21 protein-coding genes are annotated in these 20,954 nt (G+C 60.2%); 14 read left to right on the top strand and 7 right to left on the bottom strand.

The features are described from left to right. Positions 1-9 precede the first annotated feature (9 nt). Entirely contained in the window at positions 10-570 is a 561-nt protein-coding gene (locus ACR0LI_RS12470) for an invasion associated locus B family protein (RefSeq protein WP_480718603.1), read from the bottom strand. A gap of 166 nt (positions 571-736) precedes the next feature. Here ACR0LI_RS12470 and ACR0LI_RS12465 point away from each other — a divergent pair, with 166 nt between their 5' ends. Further along, positions 737-2,371 (top strand): SulP family inorganic anion transporter, encoded by a 1,635-nt coding sequence (locus tag ACR0LI_RS12465; protein WP_480718602.1) that lies wholly within the window; start codon positions 737-739, stop codon positions 2,369-2,371. 31 nt (positions 2,372-2,402) lie between these two features. Here ACR0LI_RS12465 and ACR0LI_RS12460 read toward each other — a convergent pair whose 3' ends face one another. Further along, positions 2,403-3,041: a CatB-related O-acetyltransferase gene (locus ACR0LI_RS12460; protein ID WP_480718601.1), complete on the bottom strand. Its 639-nt coding sequence runs from the start codon at positions 3,039-3,041 to the stop codon at positions 2,403-2,405. Further along, positions 3,041-3,646, bottom strand: a complete 606-nt coding sequence (locus ACR0LI_RS12455; protein WP_171636908.1) for a flavin reductase family protein — start codon at positions 3,644-3,646, stop codon at positions 3,041-3,043. The genes ACR0LI_RS12460 and ACR0LI_RS12455 overlap by 1 nt, the downstream gene beginning before the upstream one ends. Positions 3,647-3,717: 71 nt before the next feature. On the opposite strand from ACR0LI_RS12455, the gene ACR0LI_RS12450 reads away from it, so the two are divergent. From ACR0LI_RS12450 to ACR0LI_RS12430, 5 genes are all read left to right on the top strand, one after another. Further along, complete coding sequence (locus tag ACR0LI_RS12450; RefSeq protein ID WP_171636909.1) at positions 3,718-4,212, top strand: GNAT family N-acetyltransferase; 495 nt, start codon at positions 3,718-3,720, stop codon at positions 4,210-4,212. Positions 4,213-4,264: 52 nt separating this feature from the next. After that, positions 4,265-5,008, top strand: coding sequence for an EcsC family protein (locus ACR0LI_RS12445; protein ID WP_171724418.1), 744 nt, complete (start codon positions 4,265-4,267; stop codon positions 5,006-5,008). 132 nt (positions 5,009-5,140) lie between these two features. After that, the gene (locus ACR0LI_RS12440; protein WP_171636911.1) at positions 5,141-5,602 is read left to right on the top strand and encodes an NUDIX hydrolase; all 462 of its coding nucleotides are present in this window, start codon (positions 5,141-5,143) and stop codon (positions 5,600-5,602) included. 72 nt (positions 5,603-5,674) lie between these two features. Then, the gene (locus ACR0LI_RS12435; protein ID WP_171330180.1) at positions 5,675-6,130 is read left to right on the top strand and encodes a DUF1178 family protein; all 456 of its coding nucleotides are present in this window, start codon (positions 5,675-5,677) and stop codon (positions 6,128-6,130) included. Positions 6,131-6,132: 2 nt separating this feature from the next. Next, positions 6,133-6,771: an SDR family oxidoreductase gene (locus tag ACR0LI_RS12430; protein ID WP_480718600.1), complete on the top strand. Its 639-nt coding sequence runs from the start codon at positions 6,133-6,135 to the stop codon at positions 6,769-6,771. Here the strand turns inward: ACR0LI_RS12430 and ACR0LI_RS12425 are convergent. Beyond that, on the bottom strand, positions 6,765-7,121 hold the full coding sequence (locus tag ACR0LI_RS12425) for a hypothetical protein (protein ID WP_171363717.1): 357 nt from the start codon (positions 7,119-7,121) through the stop codon (positions 6,765-6,767). The two genes, ACR0LI_RS12430 and ACR0LI_RS12425, sit on opposite strands and share 7 nt — an antisense overlap. Positions 7,122-7,286: 165 nt before the next feature. Between ACR0LI_RS12425 and ACR0LI_RS12420 the strand changes: the two genes are divergently transcribed. From ACR0LI_RS12420 to ACR0LI_RS12395, 6 genes are all read left to right on the top strand, one after another. Continuing rightward, complete coding sequence (locus ACR0LI_RS12420; protein WP_171636914.1) at positions 7,287-8,525, top strand: aspartate kinase; 1,239 nt, start codon at positions 7,287-7,289, stop codon at positions 8,523-8,525. A 46-nt stretch (positions 8,526-8,571) separates the two neighbouring features. Then, positions 8,572-10,815 (top strand): phosphoenolpyruvate--protein phosphotransferase, encoded by a 2,244-nt coding sequence (ptsP, locus tag ACR0LI_RS12415; RefSeq protein WP_171636916.1) that lies wholly within the window; start codon positions 8,572-8,574, stop codon positions 10,813-10,815. A gap of 149 nt (positions 10,816-10,964) precedes the next feature. Next, entirely contained in the window at positions 10,965-12,410 is a 1,446-nt protein-coding gene (gene zwf, locus ACR0LI_RS12410; protein ID WP_480718599.1) for a glucose-6-phosphate dehydrogenase, read from the top strand. Positions 12,411-12,412: 2 nt separating this feature from the next. After that, the gene (edd, locus tag ACR0LI_RS12405; RefSeq protein ID WP_216598296.1) at positions 12,413-14,218 is read left to right on the top strand and encodes a phosphogluconate dehydratase; all 1,806 of its coding nucleotides are present in this window, start codon (positions 12,413-12,415) and stop codon (positions 14,216-14,218) included. Between the two features lie 4 nt (positions 14,219-14,222). Then, positions 14,223-14,855: a bifunctional 4-hydroxy-2-oxoglutarate aldolase/2-dehydro-3-deoxy-phosphogluconate aldolase gene (locus tag ACR0LI_RS12400; RefSeq protein WP_480718598.1), complete on the top strand. Its 633-nt coding sequence runs from the start codon at positions 14,223-14,225 to the stop codon at positions 14,853-14,855. Between the two features lie 51 nt (positions 14,856-14,906). Continuing rightward, a complete protein-coding gene (locus tag ACR0LI_RS12395) occupies positions 14,907-16,097 on the top strand; it encodes a pyridoxal-phosphate-dependent aminotransferase family protein (RefSeq protein WP_171636922.1) in 1,191 nt (396 codons plus the stop codon). Between the two features lie 124 nt (positions 16,098-16,221). Here ACR0LI_RS12395 and ACR0LI_RS12390 read toward each other — a convergent pair whose 3' ends face one another. Then, positions 16,222-17,337 carry a pyridoxal phosphate-dependent aminotransferase gene (locus tag ACR0LI_RS12390; RefSeq protein ID WP_480620817.1) on the bottom strand — a complete coding sequence of 372 codons (1,116 nt, stop codon included), beginning with the start codon at positions 17,335-17,337 and terminating at the stop codon, positions 16,222-16,224. Positions 17,338-17,425: 88 nt separating this feature from the next. Between ACR0LI_RS12390 and ACR0LI_RS12385 the strand changes: the two genes are divergently transcribed. Next, on the top strand, positions 17,426-18,496 hold the full coding sequence (locus ACR0LI_RS12385) for an SMP-30/gluconolactonase/LRE family protein (protein WP_480718597.1): 1,071 nt from the start codon (positions 17,426-17,428) through the stop codon (positions 18,494-18,496). A gap of 66 nt (positions 18,497-18,562) precedes the next feature. Continuing rightward, positions 18,563-19,345 (top strand): crotonase/enoyl-CoA hydratase family protein, encoded by a 783-nt coding sequence (locus tag ACR0LI_RS12380; RefSeq protein WP_171636928.1) that lies wholly within the window; start codon positions 18,563-18,565, stop codon positions 19,343-19,345. On the opposite strand, the gene ACR0LI_RS12375 is transcribed toward ACR0LI_RS12380, so the two are convergent. Both ACR0LI_RS12375 and ACR0LI_RS12370 read right to left on the bottom strand, forming a co-directional pair. Continuing rightward, on the bottom strand, positions 19,346-19,678 hold the full coding sequence (locus tag ACR0LI_RS12375; protein WP_209834987.1) for a DnaJ family domain-containing protein: 333 nt from the start codon (positions 19,676-19,678) through the stop codon (positions 19,346-19,348). 40 nt (positions 19,679-19,718) lie between these two features. After that, entirely contained in the window at positions 19,719-20,882 is a 1,164-nt protein-coding gene (locus tag ACR0LI_RS12370) for a benzoate/H(+) symporter BenE family transporter (protein ID WP_480718596.1), read from the bottom strand. Between the last annotated feature and the right edge of the window lie 72 nt (positions 20,883-20,954).

Genomic DNA, 20,954 nt, shown 5'->3' with positions numbered 1-20,954 from the left:
ACAAGAGGCCTATTCCCGTAACGTCAACAGGTTGCGCTGCTGCGATTGCACGGTGAAATCATCCCAGGCCGCGCCAAACATGCCCAGAGACCAGGTCAGATCCTGTGATTGTCCGTGCCGGTCTCGGAACACAAAGCGGAACGCATCGCCGGTCAGCATGGCGTCCAAAAGCGCCTCGGCACGTTGGTCTTCGAAGGTACAGCCAAGCCCGGTCAGGCATCCGGGGCGCCGCGTGCGCCATATGGCTTCTTCGCCGTTGTCGATGCGAAATCCGGATGGGTTGAAGAAAGTGCCCGGCTCGATCCCGAATTCAACTTTGAAACCTTCAGGTTCGGGCGTAATGAAAACGAACTGTGCCGCAAATTTTGGCCGAAAGGAAAACACCTCGGCCCGTCGGATGTAACACCGCTGCCGCAGGGTGTTGTCTTCTTCGCGCTCGTCACAGATCGAATTCCAGATGCCGAAAATCTCGTGATGCGTTACCCGCCAGTTGCCGGCCGTGTCATTGCCATCCAAATCCTGTGCAAGGACGGGAAGGGCCGGGAACAGTAAGAAGAGGATCCAACGCATGGCCTCACATGTTGTGGCTTCATCATGGTTCTGCAAATCAACTTGCCGCGAGCGTCACGTATGCGTCACACGCATGGCTGCATCCCGTTTTATGCAGTAGCTCAATGCCGGCGCGCCAGCTACAACGACGCCTTCGCGCGAACATATAATCCTATAGGACTGTCTGATGCCCCGAGCCTTGCTGGCAAGCTTTGCCAATCGCCTCGCCATTCCCGATCTGCGCTGGGTTCCAGATGAAGGACTGACCGTCTCACGCCTGCGGATCGAGCTGCTGTCCGGCCTGACTGTTGCTCTTGCACTGGTGCCCGAGGCGGTGGCCTTTGCCTTTGTGGCGGGTGTGCACCCGCTGGTCGGTCTTTATGCGGCGTTTTTGGTCGGTTTGATCACCGCACTGATCGGTGGACGGCCGGGCATGATCTCGGGCGCGACCGGCGCGCTTGCGGTTGTCATGGTGGCACTGGTGGCCGAACATGGGGTTGAATACCTGTTCGCGACCGTTGTTCTTATGGGAATCCTTCAGGTTATCGCCGGGGCGATGCATTGGGGGCGCTTCATCCGTTTGGTGCCGCATCCTGTCATGCTGGGCTTTGTGAACGGTCTGGCCATCGTGATCTTTCTTGCCCAGATGGGGCAGTTCAAAGTGCCCGGAACCATGGAAAATACCGGTCATGGCATGGGCGGCGGCGAATGGTTGTCCGGGATGCAGCTTTACACCATGTTGGGTCTTGTCGGGCTGACAATGGCAGTGATCTGGGTCATGCCCCGGATTACACGCATCATTCCTGCGCCGCTGGCTGGTATTCTGGTTGTCGCGGCAATCGTGATCGGTTTTGGCCTTGATGTGCCGCGCGTCGGCGATCTGGCATCGATCGAAGGCGGCCTGCCTGCCTTCCATATTCCAATGGTTCCTCTGAACTGGGAAACGTTTGAGATCATCCTGCCATATGCAGTCATTCTGGCCGCCATCGGCCTGATCGAATCCCTGCTGACCCTGAACCTCGTGGGTGAGATCACAGGCAAGCGTGGTGGGGCGTCTCAGGAATGCATCGCGCAGGGCGCGTCAAATATCGTGACCGGATTTTTCGGCGGCATGGGCGGTTGCGCGATGATCGGGCAGTCGATGATCAACGTGAAATCCGGCGGGCGTACTCGTATTGCCGGAATTGCAGCAGCGCTTTTCCTGCTGGTCTTCATCCTGTTCGCATCACCCCTGATCGAACAAATCCCGCTGGCCGCGCTGGTTGGCGTGATGTTCATGGTTGTGATCGGCACCTTTGCGTGGAACTCGTTCAAAATTCTGCGCAAAGTGCCAATGACCGATGCGTTCGTCATCGTTCTGGTCACTGTCGTAACGGTGATGGAGGACTTGGCCGTTGCCGTTGTGGTCGGCGTCATCGTCTCGGCGCTGGCCTATGCCTGGAACAATGCCAAGCGCATTCATGCGGTCACGCGTGACTCCGAGACCGAGAAAGGCGCGAAAGTCTATGAAATTCAGGGGCCGTTGTTCTTTGGGTCCTCTGACGGCTTTATCGAACTGTTCGACGTCCCGAACGATCCCGAAACCGTCATCATCGATTTCGCCGAAAGCCGCGTGGTGGATCAGTCCGCGCTGCAAGCCATCGAGAATATCGCAGGAAAATACGAGGCAGCAGGCAAACGAGTCATGCTTCGCCACCTGAGCCGGGATTGTCACAAACTGCTGAACAAAGCCGGACACCTCATGGTCGACAGTGATGATGACCCGGACTACGAACTGGCGGTAGATTACTCTGTCCGCACCGGTATTCTGGGCGGGCACTGACTTCGAAAGGCGGCCACTCAGACCGCCTTTTTCAAGGGTCCAAGCGCTCCAGCTTATCGATATCTCCCGTCAGCAGAGCGCTTTCGGCTTCGGCGATCAGTTCGGCTGGCCAATCCCACCACTTCAAAGCAAGCAACCGCTCGATTGTGTCGGCGTCAAACCGGTATCGCCGTACTTCGGCAGGATTGCCCGAGACGATCGCATAAGGCGGGATGGTTCCACGCACGACTGAACCCGCGCCGATTATCGCTCCGTCACCGATACTGGCTCCTGGCATGATCAGCGCGCCATAGCCGATCCAGACATCATTGCCGATCACGGTGTCACGGACGTCCGGCTGGAATTCCAGCATCTGTTCCGGATCGAAAACCGGAAAGGGAAAGCAGGTTATCCCATCCGTTGCGTGATTTGCCGAGGCTGTCACAAAGCGGACGCCATGGGCAATTTGGCAAAACTTCCCCAACATCAGCTTTTCGCGCGAAAACTCGAACAGGTAAGGGGCCAACCGATTGGCCCAATCCTCGGGTTCGTCAAAATCTGATGCGTAGGTGTAATCTCCCACCTGAATTCTGGGGTGGTTGATCACTCGTGACAGAAAGGCCGTTCCTTTGTGTTCCGTGCCGTCAGGCAGAGTGACAGGATATCGGCGCGCAGCGTCAGGCAGGGGCATCAGTCATCCGGTCTCGAAAGGCTGAACAACTCGGAAACGACAGAGTAATCGCGATACCCAAGCCGCGCCAAAGGTTGGAACGAGGTCACGTCAAACTTGCCATCCCGAATATGATCGTCGTGCAGGTGTACACCTGTCACTTCGCCAAACACCACCCGATTGGCTTCACCGGGCAGCGTGACGATCTGGGTCAGCTTGCATTCCAGCGCAGCTGGGACCCCTTCGATCCGTGCGCAGGGTATGGTTTCGCATTCTATGGGTGAAAGCCCGGCATGCGAAAACTCATCAACTTCTTTCGGCAACCCGGCCGAACTTGCATTCATTGCGTCCCGATGCGCTTGGGCCACGACATTTACGCAAAACACGCCCGTGGCCTCGATATTGGCGATGCTGTCCTTGCCGGCGTTCTGATCCTGTTTGGTGCCGGTCGAGGCAAACATGACCTGTGGTGGCGTATAGGCGACGCCGTTAAAGAAGGAATAGGGTGCCAGATTGTTGACCCCATCCGCGTCCCGAGTCGAAATCCAGCCAATCGGGCGCGGCGTGATGATGGCGTTGAACGGGTTGTGCGGCAATCCGTGGCCGTCTTCGGGGCGGTAGAACATCTGATCTCCAAGCGTTTGCCCAAGGCGTAGCGAAGTGCTAGGGCGATTGCCAGCAAGTAAATGAGGGCAGGGTGCAGCAATTCGGGATCAGGCCGGAAGAGCCGGACGACTGGTGGGAGGTCGAAGCCCTGTATGACCTGTGTTTTGCGCCGGGTCGCGAGGCTTTGTCGTCCTACCGCTTGCGTGATGATGTACCGCCGGTTGCGGGCTTGTCTTTGGTCGTGCGCGACGGTCAGGGGATTCTGGCCGGTGCGATCCGGTTCTGGCCGGTTCATGTTGGTGATCATGATGCTCTGCTGCTGGGGCCGGTTGCCGTGCACCCCACCCACCAAGGTGAAGGCCTGGGTGGATATCTGATACATGCAGGAGTCGAAGCGGGGCGCACCCGCGGTTGGCAGAGGGTCATGCTGGTCGGGGATCAGCCCTATTACAGCCGGTTCGGTTTCACGCGATTGCACGCGGTCGAAATGCCTCCGCCCACCAACCCTGACCGGGTTTTGGGGCTGGAACTGGTGCCCGGCGCCTGGTCCGGGGTTCAGGGCGCGGTGACACGTTGGAGCCGCTGACCTATTGAAACCATGCTGCGCAACGCCGATGTTGAAAGGCAGGAGGGCGTGAATGCAGAACGTTGTTCTTGTTGAAAACGTGGATACCGAGGCCGAACTGGATCGTTTGGCGGATCACTACCGGTCCGCCGGAGGGGTCGGCGTGAAACTTCTCAACAAACTTGGGGGGTCAGCCGAGTCTTTGCTGGAGCAATTGCCAGAACCCGTTCGGAATGGCCTGACAGGCGCAACCGAACAGGCGTTATGGCTGGCGATGCATGCGGCCGAGGGCTCGCGGCGCGCGGTTCCTGATCAACAGCCCTGGGTCAATACCGCGCTGACGACTGCCATGGGTGCGGCCGGGGGGCTGGGCGGCGTTTCGACAGCCTTGATGGAGCTGCCCGCGACAACCGCGATGCTGCTGCGTGCCATTCAAGGGGCCGCCGCGCGCGAGGGGTTTGATCCCTCTGCCGAAAACGTAAAGTTCGATTGCGTCCGCGTCTTGTCGGCAGCTGGACCATTGTCGCATGATGATGGGGCAGACCTGGGGTTTTTCTCGGTCCGGCTGACCCTGACCGGACCGGCCATGCAACGCCTGATTGCCGCCGTTGCGCCGCGTTTTTCGATAGTACTGGGGCAAAAGCTTGCAGCCCAGTCCGTTCCTGTGCTGGGGGCATTGGCCGGCGGTGGCACGAATTATGTCTACACGCGCTACTACCAACAGATAGCGCGCGTGCATTTCGGTTTGCGCCGGTTGGCAATTGACGCTGACATCCCCCATGAGGATCTGGCACGGCGGCTTTCTGCCCGAATGTAGGCGATATCCTGGGCGACGTGAGTGACTTGGCGTGTGATACATCATGTGGTATGATTGCAAGTGCCAGCCGCTAGATTGGGTGAGCATACCAATTTGGATGGCTGACGTTCGACCGAAAGGGAGCGTCGCTTGATGAAAGCACGATTGTTGCTTCATGACCTTCCAAAAGCTGCAAGGCAGCCAGTTTTGCGGCAATCCTCGGCTTTGTGTTTCCGGATCAAGCGGGGCCGTCCCAAGATTCTGTTGGTCACGACACGCAAGGCACGGCGATGGATCATTCCCAAAGGATGGCTCATCCCCGGTCTGAGCCCGCAGGAAACCGCATTGCAAGAGGCTTGGGAAGAGGCGGGCGTATCTGGTCGGATCAGCGGGGTGCGACTGGGGCAGTTCCTGCACCACAAACATCATTCGAACCGGCCCCCATCCTTATGTCTGGTGGATGTTTTTCCAGTGCATGTAAGCGCTGTGTCGCAGGAATACCCGGAAAAGACCGAGCGTCGGCGCAAATGGTTTTCGCCGAAAAAAGCGGCGCTAAAGGTCGATTCTCATGAGCTCGCTGAATTGTTGCGCGACTTTAAGCCGTACTCACATTGAAGTAGCATCTGATAGGCTTGATATTGTCACCTTGATCGGTATCTATTCGCCAATCGTTTTTTTGGACTGAACATGATTCAATACGCGTTGAAATGCAGCGAAGGCCACAGTTTCGACAGTTGGTTCCAATCCGCAGAAGCCTATGACAAGCTGGCCTCTGTGGGTATGGTCACCTGCGCGGTTTGCGGGTGCACGCAGGTCGAGAAAGCGGTCATGACGCCTCGCGTCCGCCCGGCGCGGAATGCCAGGAAGAAAAGTGAAATCCGTTCCACTCCGGAAGAAAAGATCGACGTTGCAACGCCATCGCCCGAAATCGAGAAGGTTTTGGCCGAAATGCGCCGCCATGTCGAAGAAAACTCGGATTATGTCGGGAAAGATTTCGCCAGCGAGGCGCGCAAGATTCATCTGGGCGAGGCTCCGGAGCGTGCCATCTACGGAGAAGCCAAGCTGGATGAGGCGAAATCCCTGATCGAAGATGGAGTGCCGGTGGCTCCGCTGCCGTTTGTCCCCAGCAGAAAGACCAATTGATCATGCACATCATGATCACCGGCGCCAATCGCGGCATCGGGCAAGCCCTGGCAAAGCATTACGTGAACCGGGGGGACAAGGTCACTGGGACGGCGCGTGACGGCAGCATGCAGGTGCGTCTGGATGTGTCCGATCCCGTGCAGCAATCCGCCATGGCAGAACAGATGAAAGACCAGCCTGTCGACCTGCTGGTCTGCAATGCCGGCGTGTATCTGGACAAGGGGCATTCGATCGATGGCTACCCGGCCGACATGTGGGCGCAAAGCTTTGCGGTAAATGTCACGGGGGTCTTTCTGACCGTACAGACCCTGTTGCCCAACCTGCGCGCCGCGGGCGGTAAAGTTGCGATCCTTTCGTCGAAAATGGCGTCGCACACACTTGCGCCGGGTGGCAGTTATATCTACCGCGCATCCAAGGCGGCGGCTCTGAACCTTGGGCGGAATCTGGCGATGGATCTCAAAGATGACGGGATTGCCGTCGGCATCTATCATCCGGGCTGGGTTCAGACGGATATGGGCGGTGCAGCGGCGGATATCGATGTGGATCAGGCCGTGTCCGGCCTGATTGAACGATTTGATGCCTTGTCGCTAAGCACAACGGGCTGTTTTGAAACCTATGACGGGCAACCGCACGCCTACTGAGAGGCCAATGCGGCTTTGGGGATTTCGAAGACCTCACCAGGTTCAATGTAGACCACCATCATATCGCCTCGCGTTTCATGTGAGATTTTCGAGGTCGAATTGCTGGATTCCGGCACACCATCCTTGAAATAGATATTGCGCACATGTCCGCCTCCCAGGGCCACTGCGACCGTTATGTTTCCGTCATCATGGCGGCGCAGTTCCGCGTGGCAGCTTTGTACGGGATCACCGGCATTTGCAGCGCAGGGAATTGTGCCCAACGCGTTCTTGCCGTCCGTCCCGGCAACACTCGCGACCTGGGCCAGTGCAGGCGATGATAATAGGGCAAAGGCGAGGGCTAGGCGAAACATGAGGAACCTCTTTATCTGGTTGTTATCCTCAGGCTGACATCGCGCCGGTGCAATGTAAAGCGGCCCTGCGCCGCAGGCAGAACTCCTTTGCGCCCTTGCCCTTGCGGTGCCCCTCGCTTATGAGGCACGGAACGTCAAATCCAAGGCGCGGAGACTTTTGCCCCCATGCCCGTACTCGTAATGAAATTCGGCGGCACATCGGTCGCCAATCTGGACCGCATCCGCCGCGCCGCCAAACGTATCGGCGTTGAAGTTGCCAAGGGCTATGACGTGATCGTCATCGTCTCGGCCATGTCGGGCAAGACCAACGAGCTTGTGGGCTGGGTGAACGAAACGTCGCCTCTGTTCGACGCCAGGGAATACGACGCGGTCGTGTCCTCGGGTGAGAATGTTACCGCTGGCCTGATGGCGCTGACCTTGCAGGAAATGGACATCCCCGCGCGCAGCTGGCAGGGCTGGCAGGTGCCGCTGCTGACCACCAGCGCGCACAGTCAGGCGCGGATCGAGGAAATCCCGACCGAGAACCTGAATCAGAAATTCGGCGAAGGAATGCGCGTTGCCGTGGTTGCAGGCTTCCAAGGGATCAGCCCCGAAGGCCGCATCACCACGCTGGGTCGGGGTGGGTCGGATACCACGGCGGTTGCCTTTGCGGCAGCCTTCGACGCCGAACGCTGCGACATCTATACGGACGTTGATGGCGTCTATACCACCGATCCGCGCATCTGCGAAAAGGCACGCAAGCTGGACCGCATCTCGTTCGAAGAAATGCTGGAACTGGCGTCGCTTGGTGCCAAGGTGCTGCAAACCCGCTCGGTCGAACTTGCGATGCGATACAAAGTCAAACTGCGCGTTCTCTCAAGTTTTGAAGAACAATCCGATGAGGCCGGCACGCTGGTCTGCGACGAGGAGGATATCATGGAATCCAATGTTGTGGCCGGTGTGGCCTATTCCCGCGACGAGGCGAAAATGACAGTTGTTTCCGTGGCGGACCGCCCCGGCATCGCCACGACAATCTTCTCGGCGCTCAGCGAAGAGGGTGTGAACGTCGACATGATCGTCCAGAACATCTCGGACGAGGGGCGCACGGACATGACCTTTTCCTGTCCCACCGATCAGGTGGCACGCGCCGAAAAAGCGCTGCTGGAGATCAAGGAAAAGGGCGAGCTGAACTATGCCGAACTGGTTGCAGACACTGATGTCTGCAAGGTCTCGGTTGTGGGTATCGGGATGCGCTCGCAATCGGGCGTGGCGGCCAAGATGTTCAAGGTGCTCTCGGATGAGGGGATCAACATCAAGGTCATTACAACCTCCGAGATCAAAATTTCCGTCCTTGTCGACAGGAAATACATGGAACTTGCTGTTCAGGCACTGCATGATGCCTTTGAACTGGACAAGGCGGCCTGAGCTTATCGGCCAAAGGTATCGCCTGACACACTAAATCGGTTGGGCCATGGCGGACGGCACGGAAACAGAATCCCGCAAGCTGCTGCGGCGGTTGCGCGAAGAAATGGCGAGCGAAGCCGCCGGTCAGGAACGTCTTGACCGGATCACGCACCTGATTGCCGACAGCATCAGGGCCGAGGTGTGTTCCATCTATCTGTTTCGCGATGAAGACACGCTGGAACTTTGCGCGACCGAGGGGCTGTCTCCGGAAGCGGTTCATAAAACCCGGATGCGCATGGGCGAAGGCCTTGTGGGGCGGGTCGCCAAGTTCGGCAAGGTCGTCAACACCGCCGACGCGCCGTCGGCCAAGGGCTTCCGTTACATGCCGGAAACCGGCGAAGAGCGGTACTCCTCGTTCCTGGGTGTGCCGGTTCAACGCCTTGGGGAAAAGCTGGGCGTTCTGGTCGTCCAGTCCCGCGAGGCGCGCGAGTTTTCCGCAGATGAGGTCTATGCACTGGAAGTGGTCGCCATGGTGCTGGCCGAAATGGCCGAGCTTGGCGCCTTTGTCGGCGAAGGCGCGGCCCTGTCACCCCTGCACCAGCAATCGGTTCTGCTGCGCGGCGGCCCGGCGCAGGAAGGGTCTGCCGAAGGGCATGTCTGGCTGCACGAACCCCGCGTGGTGGTTACCAACCCCATTGCCGAAGACCCTCACCGGGAACGCGAACGTTTGGTCGATGCGGTAGAAGAACTGCGCGTCGGCGTCGACAAGATGCTCGAAATTTCGCAGGGCGGCGACAAGGAACAGCTGAAGGTCCTGGAAGCTTACCGCATGTTTGCCAATTCCAAAGGCTGGATGCGGCGGATGGAGGAAGACATAGCCCTGGGTCTCAGCGCCGAAGCCGCGGTGGAGAAAGAACAATCCCAGGCCCGTGCGCGCATGGGACAGGTCACCGATCCGTACTTGCGTGAACGTCTTGCGGATCTGGACGATCTCAGCAATCGCCTGCTGCGCATCCTGACTGGGCAAGGCAAGACGGACAGTGCTGATCTGCCACCCGATCCGATCCTGATCGCGCGCAATATCGGCCCCGGCGACTTGCTGGAATACGGACGGGCGCTGAAGGGGATCGTGCTTGAAGAAGGCTCTGTCGGCAGTCATGCCACGATTGTTGCGCGGGCGCTTGCGATTCCTTTGGTCGTGCATGTGGGCCGGATCACCACCGAGGCCCTGAACGGAGATCATATTCTGGTGGATGGTGATCAAGGTGTTGTGCATCTGCGCCCGGAAGACAGTGTGGTCAGTGCCTTCCGCGACAAGATCGCGATGCAGGCAAAGGCGCAGGAACGTTATGCGTCGATCCGCGAAACACCCTGCGTGACGCGCGATGGCTCGCGGATTAACCTTGTGATGAATGCAGGTCTGATGGCCGATCTGCCATCGCTTGGCACCTCGGGCGCCGAGGGCGTTGGCCTGTTCCGCACTGAACTGCAATTCCTGATCCGCAACCAGATGCCGAAACGGTCAGAACTGGTCAGCCAGTATCAGCGCGTTCTGGACGCGGCAGGCGGCAAAAGGGTGGTATTCCGAACACTCGACATCGGGTCGGACAAAGTTCTGCCCTATATGAAGCACGTGGCGGAACCAAACCCGGCGCTGGGCTGGCGCGCCATTCGGGTCGGTCTGGACAAGCGCGGCGTCATGAGGATGCAGTTGCAGGCCCTGCTGCGCGCCGCCAATGGTCGACCGCTGACCATCATGTTCCCTTTTGTCGCGCAGGCCGAGGAATATCGCGAAGCCCGTTGGGAAGTGAACAAAACCATCGAGCGGGAAAAACGGTTGGGTCATGTGCTGCCCGAGATGCTTGAAGTTGGCGCGATGCTGGAAACGCCGTCGCTGGCCTTCGCGCCGCAGAAATTCTTTGACGAAGTGGACTTCATTTCGATCGGCGGGAACGATCTAAAGCAGTTCTTCTTTGCTGCTGACCGTGAAAACGAACTGGTCCGGCGTCGCTATGACACGCTGAATGTCAGCTTCCTGAGCCTGATGGAACGCATCGTCGAACGCTGCGATATCTCGGACACGCCACTCAGCTTCTGTGGCGAAGATGCTGGCCGCCCGGTCGAGGCCTTGTGCCTTGCGGCGATGGGGATTCGGACGCTGTCGATGCGGCCTGCCTCGATCGGCCCGGTCAAAAGCCTGCTGTTGCGGTCCAATCTGACGGAGGTTCGCAAAATCATCGCTGACGCGCGCCACCGCGGAGAGCAATCGGTGCGTCCTGCGGTCATGGACTGGCTGCGCCATCAGACCTGATGCGCTAAACGGCACGGTTTCTTCAAACTGTGCTTGATTTTTCATGGGCGGTTTTCTAATAGACATGCAATGTTAGCGATAACATATTAGGTTTTTCGGGGTATCACGCCGTGCTAAGCTGATATCGGCAAATTCAGAAGGAGCCTGTGATGGTTTCACGCGTAATTCCGGTAGAGCCATTTGATCTGGTACTCTTCGGCGCGACCGGCGATCTGGCGCAGCGTAAAATCCTGCCGGGCCTGTACCATCGCTTCGAGGTCGGCCAAATGCCCGACGGCGCGCGGATCATCGGTACGGCACGCTCTGATATCGACAATGACGGGTTTCGCGATCAGGTCCGAAAATCGATGGAACAGTTCGCGCCCGGTTTTTCTCGGGAAACAATGGATCGGTTCCTTGCCCATGTCGAATATGTGCCCGTGGATGCGCTGGGCGAGACCGGGTGGTCCGACCTGAAAGAACGGATGCGCGAAGACGTCGTGCGGGCCTTTTATTTGTCCGTTGGTCCAAGCCTTTTTTCGGGTATCGCGCAGCGGCTGCATGACGCCGGTCTTGCGACACCGGACAGCCGCATTGTCGTCGAAAAACCATTTGGGCACGATCTTGCCTCGGCGAAGGCGCTGAACGAAGGCTTGCGTGCCTGTTTCGAAGAACATCAGATTTACCGGATCGACCATTATCTGGGCAAAGAGACCGTGCAGAATCTGATGGCGCTGCGCTTTGCCAACTCGCTGTTCGAACCGCTCTGGAATTCGACCCATATCGACCACGTGCAGATCACGGTGGCCGAGACCGTAAGCGTCGAAGGGCGCGGGGCCTATTACGATCAGTCCGGCGCAATGCGGGACATGGTCCAGAACCATCTGGTGCAGTTGCTGTGTCTGACCGCAATGGAACCGCCGTCAAAATTCTCGCCCAACGCGGTGCGCGATGAAAAGGTCAAGGTGATCGAAGCGCTGGAGCCCGTGGCCCAGTCTGACATCGCGCGCGGTCAGTACCGGGCCGAAAAGGGCGAGGGCGGTTATGTCGATCATGTCGGCAACCCCGCCAGCCGAAGCGAAAGCTTCATCGCCCTCAAGGTTCATATCGGCAACTGGCGTTGGGCAGGTGTGCCGTTCTATCTGCGTACTGGCAAGCGTCTGCGCGCGCGGGAATCCGAAATTGCGGTGTTCTTCCGCGATCCGCCGCACACGATTTTTCCCAATGTCGGCCCTCTGCACGGAAACGTTCTGGTGATCCGGTTGCAGCCTGACGAAGGCATCACCCTGCGCACCACGATCAAGGATCCGGGACCGGGGGGCTTCCGGCTGTCGGATGTTGCGCTGGACATGAGCTTTGCCGATGCGCTTGGGGCCGAAGCGCAAGCCCCCGACGCTTATGAGCGGCTGATCATGGATGTCATCCGTGGCGATCAGACACTGTTCATGCGTGGGGACGAGGCCGAGGCCGCCTGGGCCTGGGTCGATCCCATCATTCAGGGCTGGGAGCAGCGCGGAGACCGCCCGTCCCGGTACGATCAGGGCAGTTCAGGCCCCGAAGAAGCATTGATGCTGATGCATCGCGATGGGCGCCGCTGGCGTCAGATCGGAGGGTAATCATGGTTCACTCAGTCATTTCCGATGTCACCAAACGGATCATCGACCGCAGCGCCGATCTGCGCGGCCCACATCTTGAACGGATGGAGCAAGCCAGATCCAAGGGTCCTGCCCGTGCGCATCTGTCCTGTAGCGGTCAGGCCCATGCCTATGCGGGCGCGGGCGAGGATCAGCAATCGATGGCCACCGGCACTGCGGGCAATCTGGGTATTGTCACCGCCTATAATGACATGCTTTCGGCTCATCAGCCGTTTGAACGCTATCCCGCCCTGATCCGCGATGCGATCCGTGCCGCCGGCGGAACGGCACAGGTGGCAGGCGGTGTGCCAGCCATGTGCGACGGTGTCACCCAGGGCGAAGCGGGGATGGAGCTGTCGCTGTTCTCACGCGACGTCATCGCGTTGGCAACCGGTGTGGCGCTTAGCCACAACACCTATGACGCGGCTGTTTTTCTTGGGGTGTGCGACAAGATTGTGCCCGGCTTGATCATCGGCGCGCAGGCCTTTGGCCATCTGCCTGCCGTATTCCTGCCCGCAGGCCCGATGACCAGCGGCTTGCCGAACGACGAAAAAGCCAAGGTCCGACAGAAATTCGCCGCCGGGGAAGTGGGCCGCGAAGAGCTGATGAAGGCTGAAATGGCGGCCTATCACGGCCCCGGTACCTGTACTTTTTATGGCACCGCCAATACCAACCAGATGCTGATGGAGTTTATGGGGCTGCACCTGCCGGGCTCCAGCTTCGTCAATCCGAATACCCCGTTGCGTGACGCCCTGACCGAGGAAGGCGCGCGCCGTGCCCTGTCGCTCAGCGCGTTGGGCAACAGCTACACTCCGGTCTGTCAGGTTCTGGACGAGCGCGCTTTCGTCAATGGCATCGTCGGTCTGATGGCAACCGGTGGTTCAACCAATCTGCTGATCCACCTGATCGCCATGGCGCGCGCTGGTGGTATCGTGCTGGACTGGCAGGATTTTTCCGATATTTCCGCTGTGGTGCCGCTGGTCGCGCGGGTCTATCCCAACGGCCTGGCGGATGTGAACCATTACCACGCGGCCGGCGGCCTTGGGTACACGATCGGTACTCTGCTTGAACAAGGCTTGCTGCACCCGGACACGCTGACCGTCGCAGGTCAGGGGCTGCACAACTATACCAAGGAACCCAAACTGATCGATGGCGAGTTGATCTGGCAGGATGGTTCGGGACACAGCCTGAACGAAAAGATCCTGCGCCCAGCCAATGACCCGTTCCAACCCACCGGGGGCCTGTCGCGCCTGACCGGCAATCTGGGCACTGGGGTTATGAAAGTATCAGCCGTAGCGCCGGAACATCAGGTCGTCGAAGCACCCGTGCGGGTGTTCCACGATCAGGATGAGGTGAAAGCCGCCTTCAAAGCCGGAGAGTTCACAGATGACGTTATCGTCGTGGTCCGGTTTCAGGGCCCCAAGGCCAACGGGATGCCGGAACTGCACTCGCTGACGCCCATGCTGTCGATCCTGCAGGGCCGGGGCCAGAAAGTGGCTCTGGTCACCGATGGCCGCATGTCTGGCGCTTCCGGCAAAGTACCCGCCGCCATCCATGTTGTCCCCGAGGCGCTCGACCGCGGCCCCATTGCATACCTTCAGGACGGTGACGTCCTGCGCGTCGACGCGGTCAGGGGTGATCTGGAAATCCTCACCGCAGGCGTTCTGGACCGGTCCCCCGCGACCGCCGACCTGTCCGCCAATCAACACGGCGCTGGGCGCGATCTTTTTGGTGCGTTCCGCCAGAATGTCGGCTCGGCCGACACCGGTGCCAGCGTTTTCGGAGTTTAACCTCATGTCCAAATCCCAACGCACCCGCGAAATCTGCGCTATGGCGCCCATTGTTCCGGTTCTGGTTGTCGATGATGTCGCGCAGGCCCGCCCGCTGGCCGAGGCATTGGTCGCCGGCGGCTTGCCCGCGCTTGAGGTCACCTTGCGCACGCCCGCCGCGCTCGACGCGATCCGCGCGATGGCCAAGGTGCCGGGCGGCGTGGTCGGCGCAGGTACGCTGGTCACACCCGAAGACGTCTGCGCCGCCAAAAAGGCGGGCGCGCAGTTCGGCGTTTCCCCCGGTGCCACGGATGCCCTGATCGCGGCCTGCGAAGCCGAAGACCTGCCGCTGTTGCCCGGCGCCGCTACGGCAAGCGAGGCTATGGCGTTGCTGGAAAAAGGCTATGACATGTTGAAATTCTTCCCGGCCGAGGCCTCGGGCGGCGCGCCCGCGCTCAAGGCAATCGGCGCGCCGCTGCCCCAGATCAGCTTTTGCCCGACCGGGGGCGTGTCCCCCGCCAACGCCCGCGACTACCTGTCATTGCCCAACGTGATCTGCGCTGGCGGAAGCTGGGTCGCACCAAAGCAACTGGTCGAGAACGGCGACTGGGCCGGGATCAAGACACTTGCGCGCGAGGCGTCGAAGCTGGCGGATTGACGCCGCGCGGCCTCTCGGTAATGTGGGCGTCAATTTATACAGGTTGACCCCATGACACAGACGGTATCCCTTTCCCAGGGGCGGACATATTTGGCCATTCCGGGCCCTTCGGTCATGCCGGATGCGGTTTTGCAAGCCATGCACCGTCCGTCGCCCAACATCTATGATGGCGCGCTCATCGACATGATGCCCGACCTGACCCGCGATCTGTGCCGGGTTGCCCGCACAAATCACAACGTTGCCATCTATATCGCCAATGGTCACGGCACCTGGGAGGCCGCTCTGTCCAACGTGATCGCCCCCGGCGAAACCGTTCTGGCTCCTGCCTCGGGCCGGTTCACCCATGGCTGGGCCGAGATGGCCGAAGGCATCGGGGCAAAGGTTCAACTGATCGATTTCGGCACCTCGTCAACCTGGGATTTTGACCGGATCGCAGACGCGTTGCGTGCGGATCGAAACCACCAGATCAAGGCGGTTCTGGCGGTCCACGTGGATACATCCAGTTCGATCCGGAACGACATCCCGGCGCTGCGCAGGCTTCTGGACGACCTGCAACACCCGGCGCTGCTGATGGCAGACTGCATTGCCTCACTTGGCTGTGACAGGTTCGAGATGGATGGCTGGGGTGTCGATGTCACAGTTGCCGCTTGCCAAAAAGGCCTGATGACCCCGGCGGGCATCGGCTTTGTTTTCTTCAACGAAAAAGCACAAGCCAAACGGGCCACCATGCCGCGCGTTTCGCAATATTGGGATTGGCAGCCGCGCGCCGATCCAGACCTGTTCTATCAGTATTTCAACGGCACCGCGCCCACGCACCACCTCTATGGCCTGCGCGCCGCGCTTGATCTGATCCATGCAGAGGGGATCGAACAGGTCTGGGCCCGCCATGAACGTCTGGCCACTGCCATCTGGGCGGCCTGCGAAACATGGGCCGAAGGCGGCGCGCTGCATCTGAACGTTGCCGATCGCGCCCACCGCAGTCACGCCGTCACGGCCTTGCGATTGACAGAAGGTCGCGGCACGGCCCTGCGCGCGTTCACTGAACATCAGCTGGGCCTGACGCTGGGCATTGGTCTTGGGATGGAGGACTACGACAGCTGTTTTCGCCTCGGACATATGGGCCATGTCAACGGGCAGATGGTGATGGCGATGCTGGGGGGTATGGAAACGGCCATGGCCGCGCTTGATATCCCCCGTGGCAAAGGCGCGCTCGAGGCCGCAGCCGCCGTTCTGGCCGCCTGACACGCCTCAGACCAACAGCACCGATCCGCCCCTTCATCTGGCCAAAAATATCCTCGGGGGGATCGCGCTTTGCGCGATGGGGGCAGACAGCCCCCCTTTGACCCGATGGCAAGACAGACCAGCGCTAGCCCGTCTTTGCCCGCACCTCTGCTAGCGCCTTGGGCAAGGCGACCGCAAAAGCATCCAGATCTGCTGTTTCACCACAGCTTACCCGGATGCACCTGTTCTGGGGCGCTGCAAACGGCATCCGGACAAACAAGCCCCGCGCAACCAAAGCGTCCAGTACGGCCTTGGCGAAATCGCCATCCCGCCCGCAGTCAATCGCCACGAAATTGGTGGCGGAGGGCAGGGGCTCCAACCCGTTCTCGCAGGCAATCGTTGCTAACCGCTCACGCGCCTCGGCGATTTGCGCCTGAATGTGCTCCAGCCAGGTGCCATCCTGCAACGCGGCCAGCGCCCCGGCCTGCGCCGCTCGGTTCATGCCGAAATGGTTGCGCACCTTGTTGAAGGCTGCGATCAGGTCGGGCGCTCCTAGGGCATAGCCAACCCGCGCGCCCGCCATGCCATAGACCTTAGAAAATGTCCGCATCCGGATTACGCGCGGATCATCTATACTGACAGGTGCAGCCGTCCCTTCGGGCGCACATTCCACATAGGCTTCATCCAGAACCAGAAGGCACCCATCAGGCAAGGCATCCATGGTAGCCACGATGTCCGCGCCGGAATGCCAGCTGCCCATCGGATTGTCCGGATTGGCCAGATAGACCAGCTTGGCACCAACCTCAGCCGCCTTGGCAAAAAGCGCCGATGGGTCCTCGTGATCACCTGAATACGGCACTTTGTGAAGAATGCCGCCGAACCCGGCCACATGATAGTTGAAGGTCGGATAGGCCCCGTCCGAGGTGACAACCGCATCCCCGGGCCCGACGATCAGCCGCACCAGATAGCCCAGCAGCCCGTCAATACCTTCGCCCACGACGATATTCTCCGGCGATACGCCGTGATGGTCGGCCAAAGCATGGCGCAGGTCATGGTTTTCGGGGTCGCCGTACATCCAGATCTCGGACGCGGCTTGCGCCATGGCCTCGATCGCGCGGGGCGAGGGGCCGAAAATGCTCTCATTGGCGCCCAGTCGGGCCACAAAGGACGCGCCGCGCTGGCGCTCTTGCGTTTCCGGGCCGACAAAGGGCACGGTGGCGGGCAGGGATTGGGCAAGCGGGGTGTATCGAGGTCCGGTCATGTCCGCAGATAACCCCAAGCCCGATCAATGAGCAAGCGCGCACAGGCGTTGGGCGCGCTGGAAAAGAAGTAAGAATAAAGGAGCGCAGATGCGCATTCTCTCGATCGTTGTTCTCCTGGGCCTCGCCTATCTTCTGGTCTGGCCCGTCCCGGTAAAACCTGTCGCCGTCGAAATGCCGGTAGATGCCGGTTTCACAGGTGATTTCGCAGAGAACAACGCGCTGGGCGTCGCGCAGCTGATTCGCCTGCCGGGTGCAGAGATTGGCCCTGAAGACATCGCTTTCATGCCAGATGGCACGATCTACACAACCAGCCTGTCCGGCACTCTCTACCGCATCAATGGGGCGGAACCGGTCGAGGTTGACCAACTTGGCGGTCGTCCCCTCGGCCTCAAGGCCGGACCGGATGGCGCGCTTTTCATCGCTGACAGCTATCGGGGGGTGATGCGTTGGACCGGTCCGGGCACATTGGACACGCTGGTGGGCGACATCAACGGCGCGCCGGTGATCTACGCCAACCAGTTGGATGTGGCGCGGGATGGCACGATCTACTTCTCGAATTCATCTGACCGCTTCGATCCTGAAACCATGGGCGGGACCAAACCGACCTCTGTCCTCACCATCTGGGAACAGTCCGATACGGGTTACGTCGCGCGTCGCACACCCGACGGCCGCACCGAGAAAATCGCCGAGGGCTTTGTCTATACCAACGGTGTCGCGCTTTCACCTGACGAGGATTTTCTGCTGATCGCGGAAACAGGTCGCGCGCGCGTGCACAAGCTGTGGCTGACCGGACCAAATGCAGGGCGGCAAGAGATCCTGCTGGAAAACCTGCCCGGCTATCCCGACAACCTCGAGGCTCAGGGCGACGGCACCTATTGGATGGCCTTCGCCAGCCCGCGTGTCCCGTCCGAGGCGCTGATGCCGTACCCGTTCCTGCGCAAGGTGATCTGGCGATTGGGTCCGGCAGTGCGCCCCGCGCCGATCCATCGCGGCATGATGGTGCAGTTTGATGGCGATGGTACGATCCTGCGCACGCTACAGGACCCGCAAGGCCGCTTGGGCATCACGACCGGCGGTAAGATTGCGGGGGATCAGTTCTATGTCATGACGCTCGATTCCCCGTGGTTCGGGCGAATGCCTGTCAGCGACATGCCCTGACGTCGCAGTGGTATTCCGCAGTCTGTCCGGGCATGTTTGTCACGATTGAATTTCCGGAGGTCCTCCATGTCACGTGTATCCGTTGCCTATCAAGACCACGTTGCCCATGTCACTCTGACCCGAGGCGACAAGATGAATGCGCTGGATGATGCAATGATCAAGGCACTTTTGTCCGCCGGGCAAGAGGTCGCCGCCTCGGATGCCCGTGCCGTGGTCCTGTCCGGCGAAGGCAAAAGCTTTTGCGCCGGGCTCGACATGGCAAGCTTTGCCAAGATGGCCCATATGGACCCCACGGAATGGCTGATGACCCGCAGCCATGAAGACGCCAACGAGATGCAGGAGCTGGCGCTGATCTGGCGTCGCGTTCCGGTTCCGGTGATCTGCGCAATTCAGGGCGTGGCTTATGGCGGTGGCCTGCAAATCGCGCTGGGCGCGGATATCCGTATCGCGCATCCCGAAGCGAAACTGGCCGTGATGGAGATGAAATGGGGCATCATTCCCGATATGGGCGGCATGGTTCTGTTGCCTCGGCTGGTCCGGTCGGACGTGCTGCGGCTGCTGACCTATACGGCCCGCCCGATCGGTGCGCCGCAGGCGGCGGAGTGGGGCCTTGTGACGCAATTGTCCGACGATCCGTTGACCGAAGCGTTGGCCCTAGCCGAAAACATCGCGGGCCAAAGCCCTTCGGCCATCCGTGCTGCCAAGCGTCTGATCGAGGTTGCCGAAACTCAGCCCCGCGCAGACGTTCTGATGGCGGAATCCGCTGAGCAGGTGGAACTGATTGGCAAACCCGACCAGATGGAAGTTGTCATGGCGCAGATGCAGGGCCGCAAGCCCGAGTTCAAATGATCACCGCATGAAGGCCCGCCGCGCGTCGCGGGCCATGTTGTAGCGCATTTCCAGATCGGCGATACGGGCCATTGCGGCCTTACGCTCGGCGGGGTCCGTCAGGGTCGCATAATCCTGCCGCGCTGTGTCGAGCTGTTTTTTGATGTCGAATTCTTCCGGCAACACGCCTGCCTGCGCCATGATCCGATGGCCGGCGGCGGTGGCCGGATCGCTCAATGCCTCGGATGACCGGTCAGGCAGCGGTTGGCCTTCGCCCTCAAGGCCCTGCAACTGACCCTCGGCTTGGGCTTTCTTGATCTGGCGCTCGACCAGTTTTCCCAACGCTCCAAACATGGCCTCTTCATACTTGCTTTGAAGTGCGGTTTGAACCCGTTTACCGAAAGCGTTGTTTCACAAGATAGGCCATCCCGCCTGCCAGTAAGCCCCAGACGGCCGCACCAAGTCCAAACGCGGTAATGCCGGATGCAGTGATGGCAAAGGTCAGGATGGCCGCTTCGCGCTCGGCCGGAACTTCCAGCGCGGCAAATGTGGCATTGGCCATCACCCCGATCAGCGCAACACCGGTCAGCGTGCCCATCAACAGTGAATCGGCATGAATGGCGAACCCGGTAATCGCCACGGCGAACACCCCGAACAGGCAATAGAACAACCCACCCATCACGGCAGACCAATAGCGTTGCGCGGGGTCGGGGTGGCTGTCCTCGTTCGCGCACATCGCAGCGGTGATCGCCGCAAGGCAGGTGGCGGGGGCACCGAACGGAGAAGACAAGATGCTGGAAATACCCACGGACGAGAACAGCTTGCCGGTCTGCGGCGCATAGCCAAAGCTGCGGATCACCGCGATGCCGGGGATGTTCTGGGTCGCCATCGTGACGATGAACAGCGGCACGGCAATCCCGATGACCGAAGCCGCAGAGAAGCTGGGCGTGGTCCAGACCGGAGCCGCGATCCATTGAGTCGGCGTCAGCGACGCGTCCCCGGCGTTCAGAACGACGACGGCTGCCGCTGCTACGACCGCAGCCGGAACGGCAAACAGGCGGTTGATCCGGCCGGCGATGAACCATGTCAGAATTACCGGCAAGGCTTGCCATGGCAGGTCAACCGCTGCCTGAAAGGGCAATATGCAAAGCGGCAGCAACACGCCCCCCAACATGGCCTGCGCCAGGGTCGTCGGTATCGCCGCAGCCATTCGCCCCAATGGTCGCCACAGCCCGGCCAACACGGTCAAAGCCCCTGCACAAAGGAACGCGCCTGTCGCTTCGGCAAACCCCAGTGCAGGTGTGGCGGAAACCGCCAGCAGGGCCGCACCCGGCGTGGACCAGGCCACGCTGATCGGCTGTCGGTACCACAGGCTCAGCACGATGGCGGTCAGGCCCATGGCGATCGCCGCCATCATCAATCCGGACGCCGCCTGCGCCGGGGACGCGCCCATCGCCGCCAACCCTTGTAATACAATCGGGAAAGAGCTGAAGAAGCCGACGATTGCCACAACCAGCCCGGTCGAGACTGTCTGGAACGGTGGGGCTTTGTGCGTCATGACGGCCTCGGGGAAATGTGTTCGCTGATTGCTAACAAGCAGGGGCAGGGTCGGGCAAGGTCTGAACGTGCA

It is taken from the genome of Ruegeria sp. CL7 (assembly GCF_056536445.1).
Note: the sequence above shows the minus strand (reverse complement) of the source record. Positions and strands in the feature narration are given on the sequence as shown.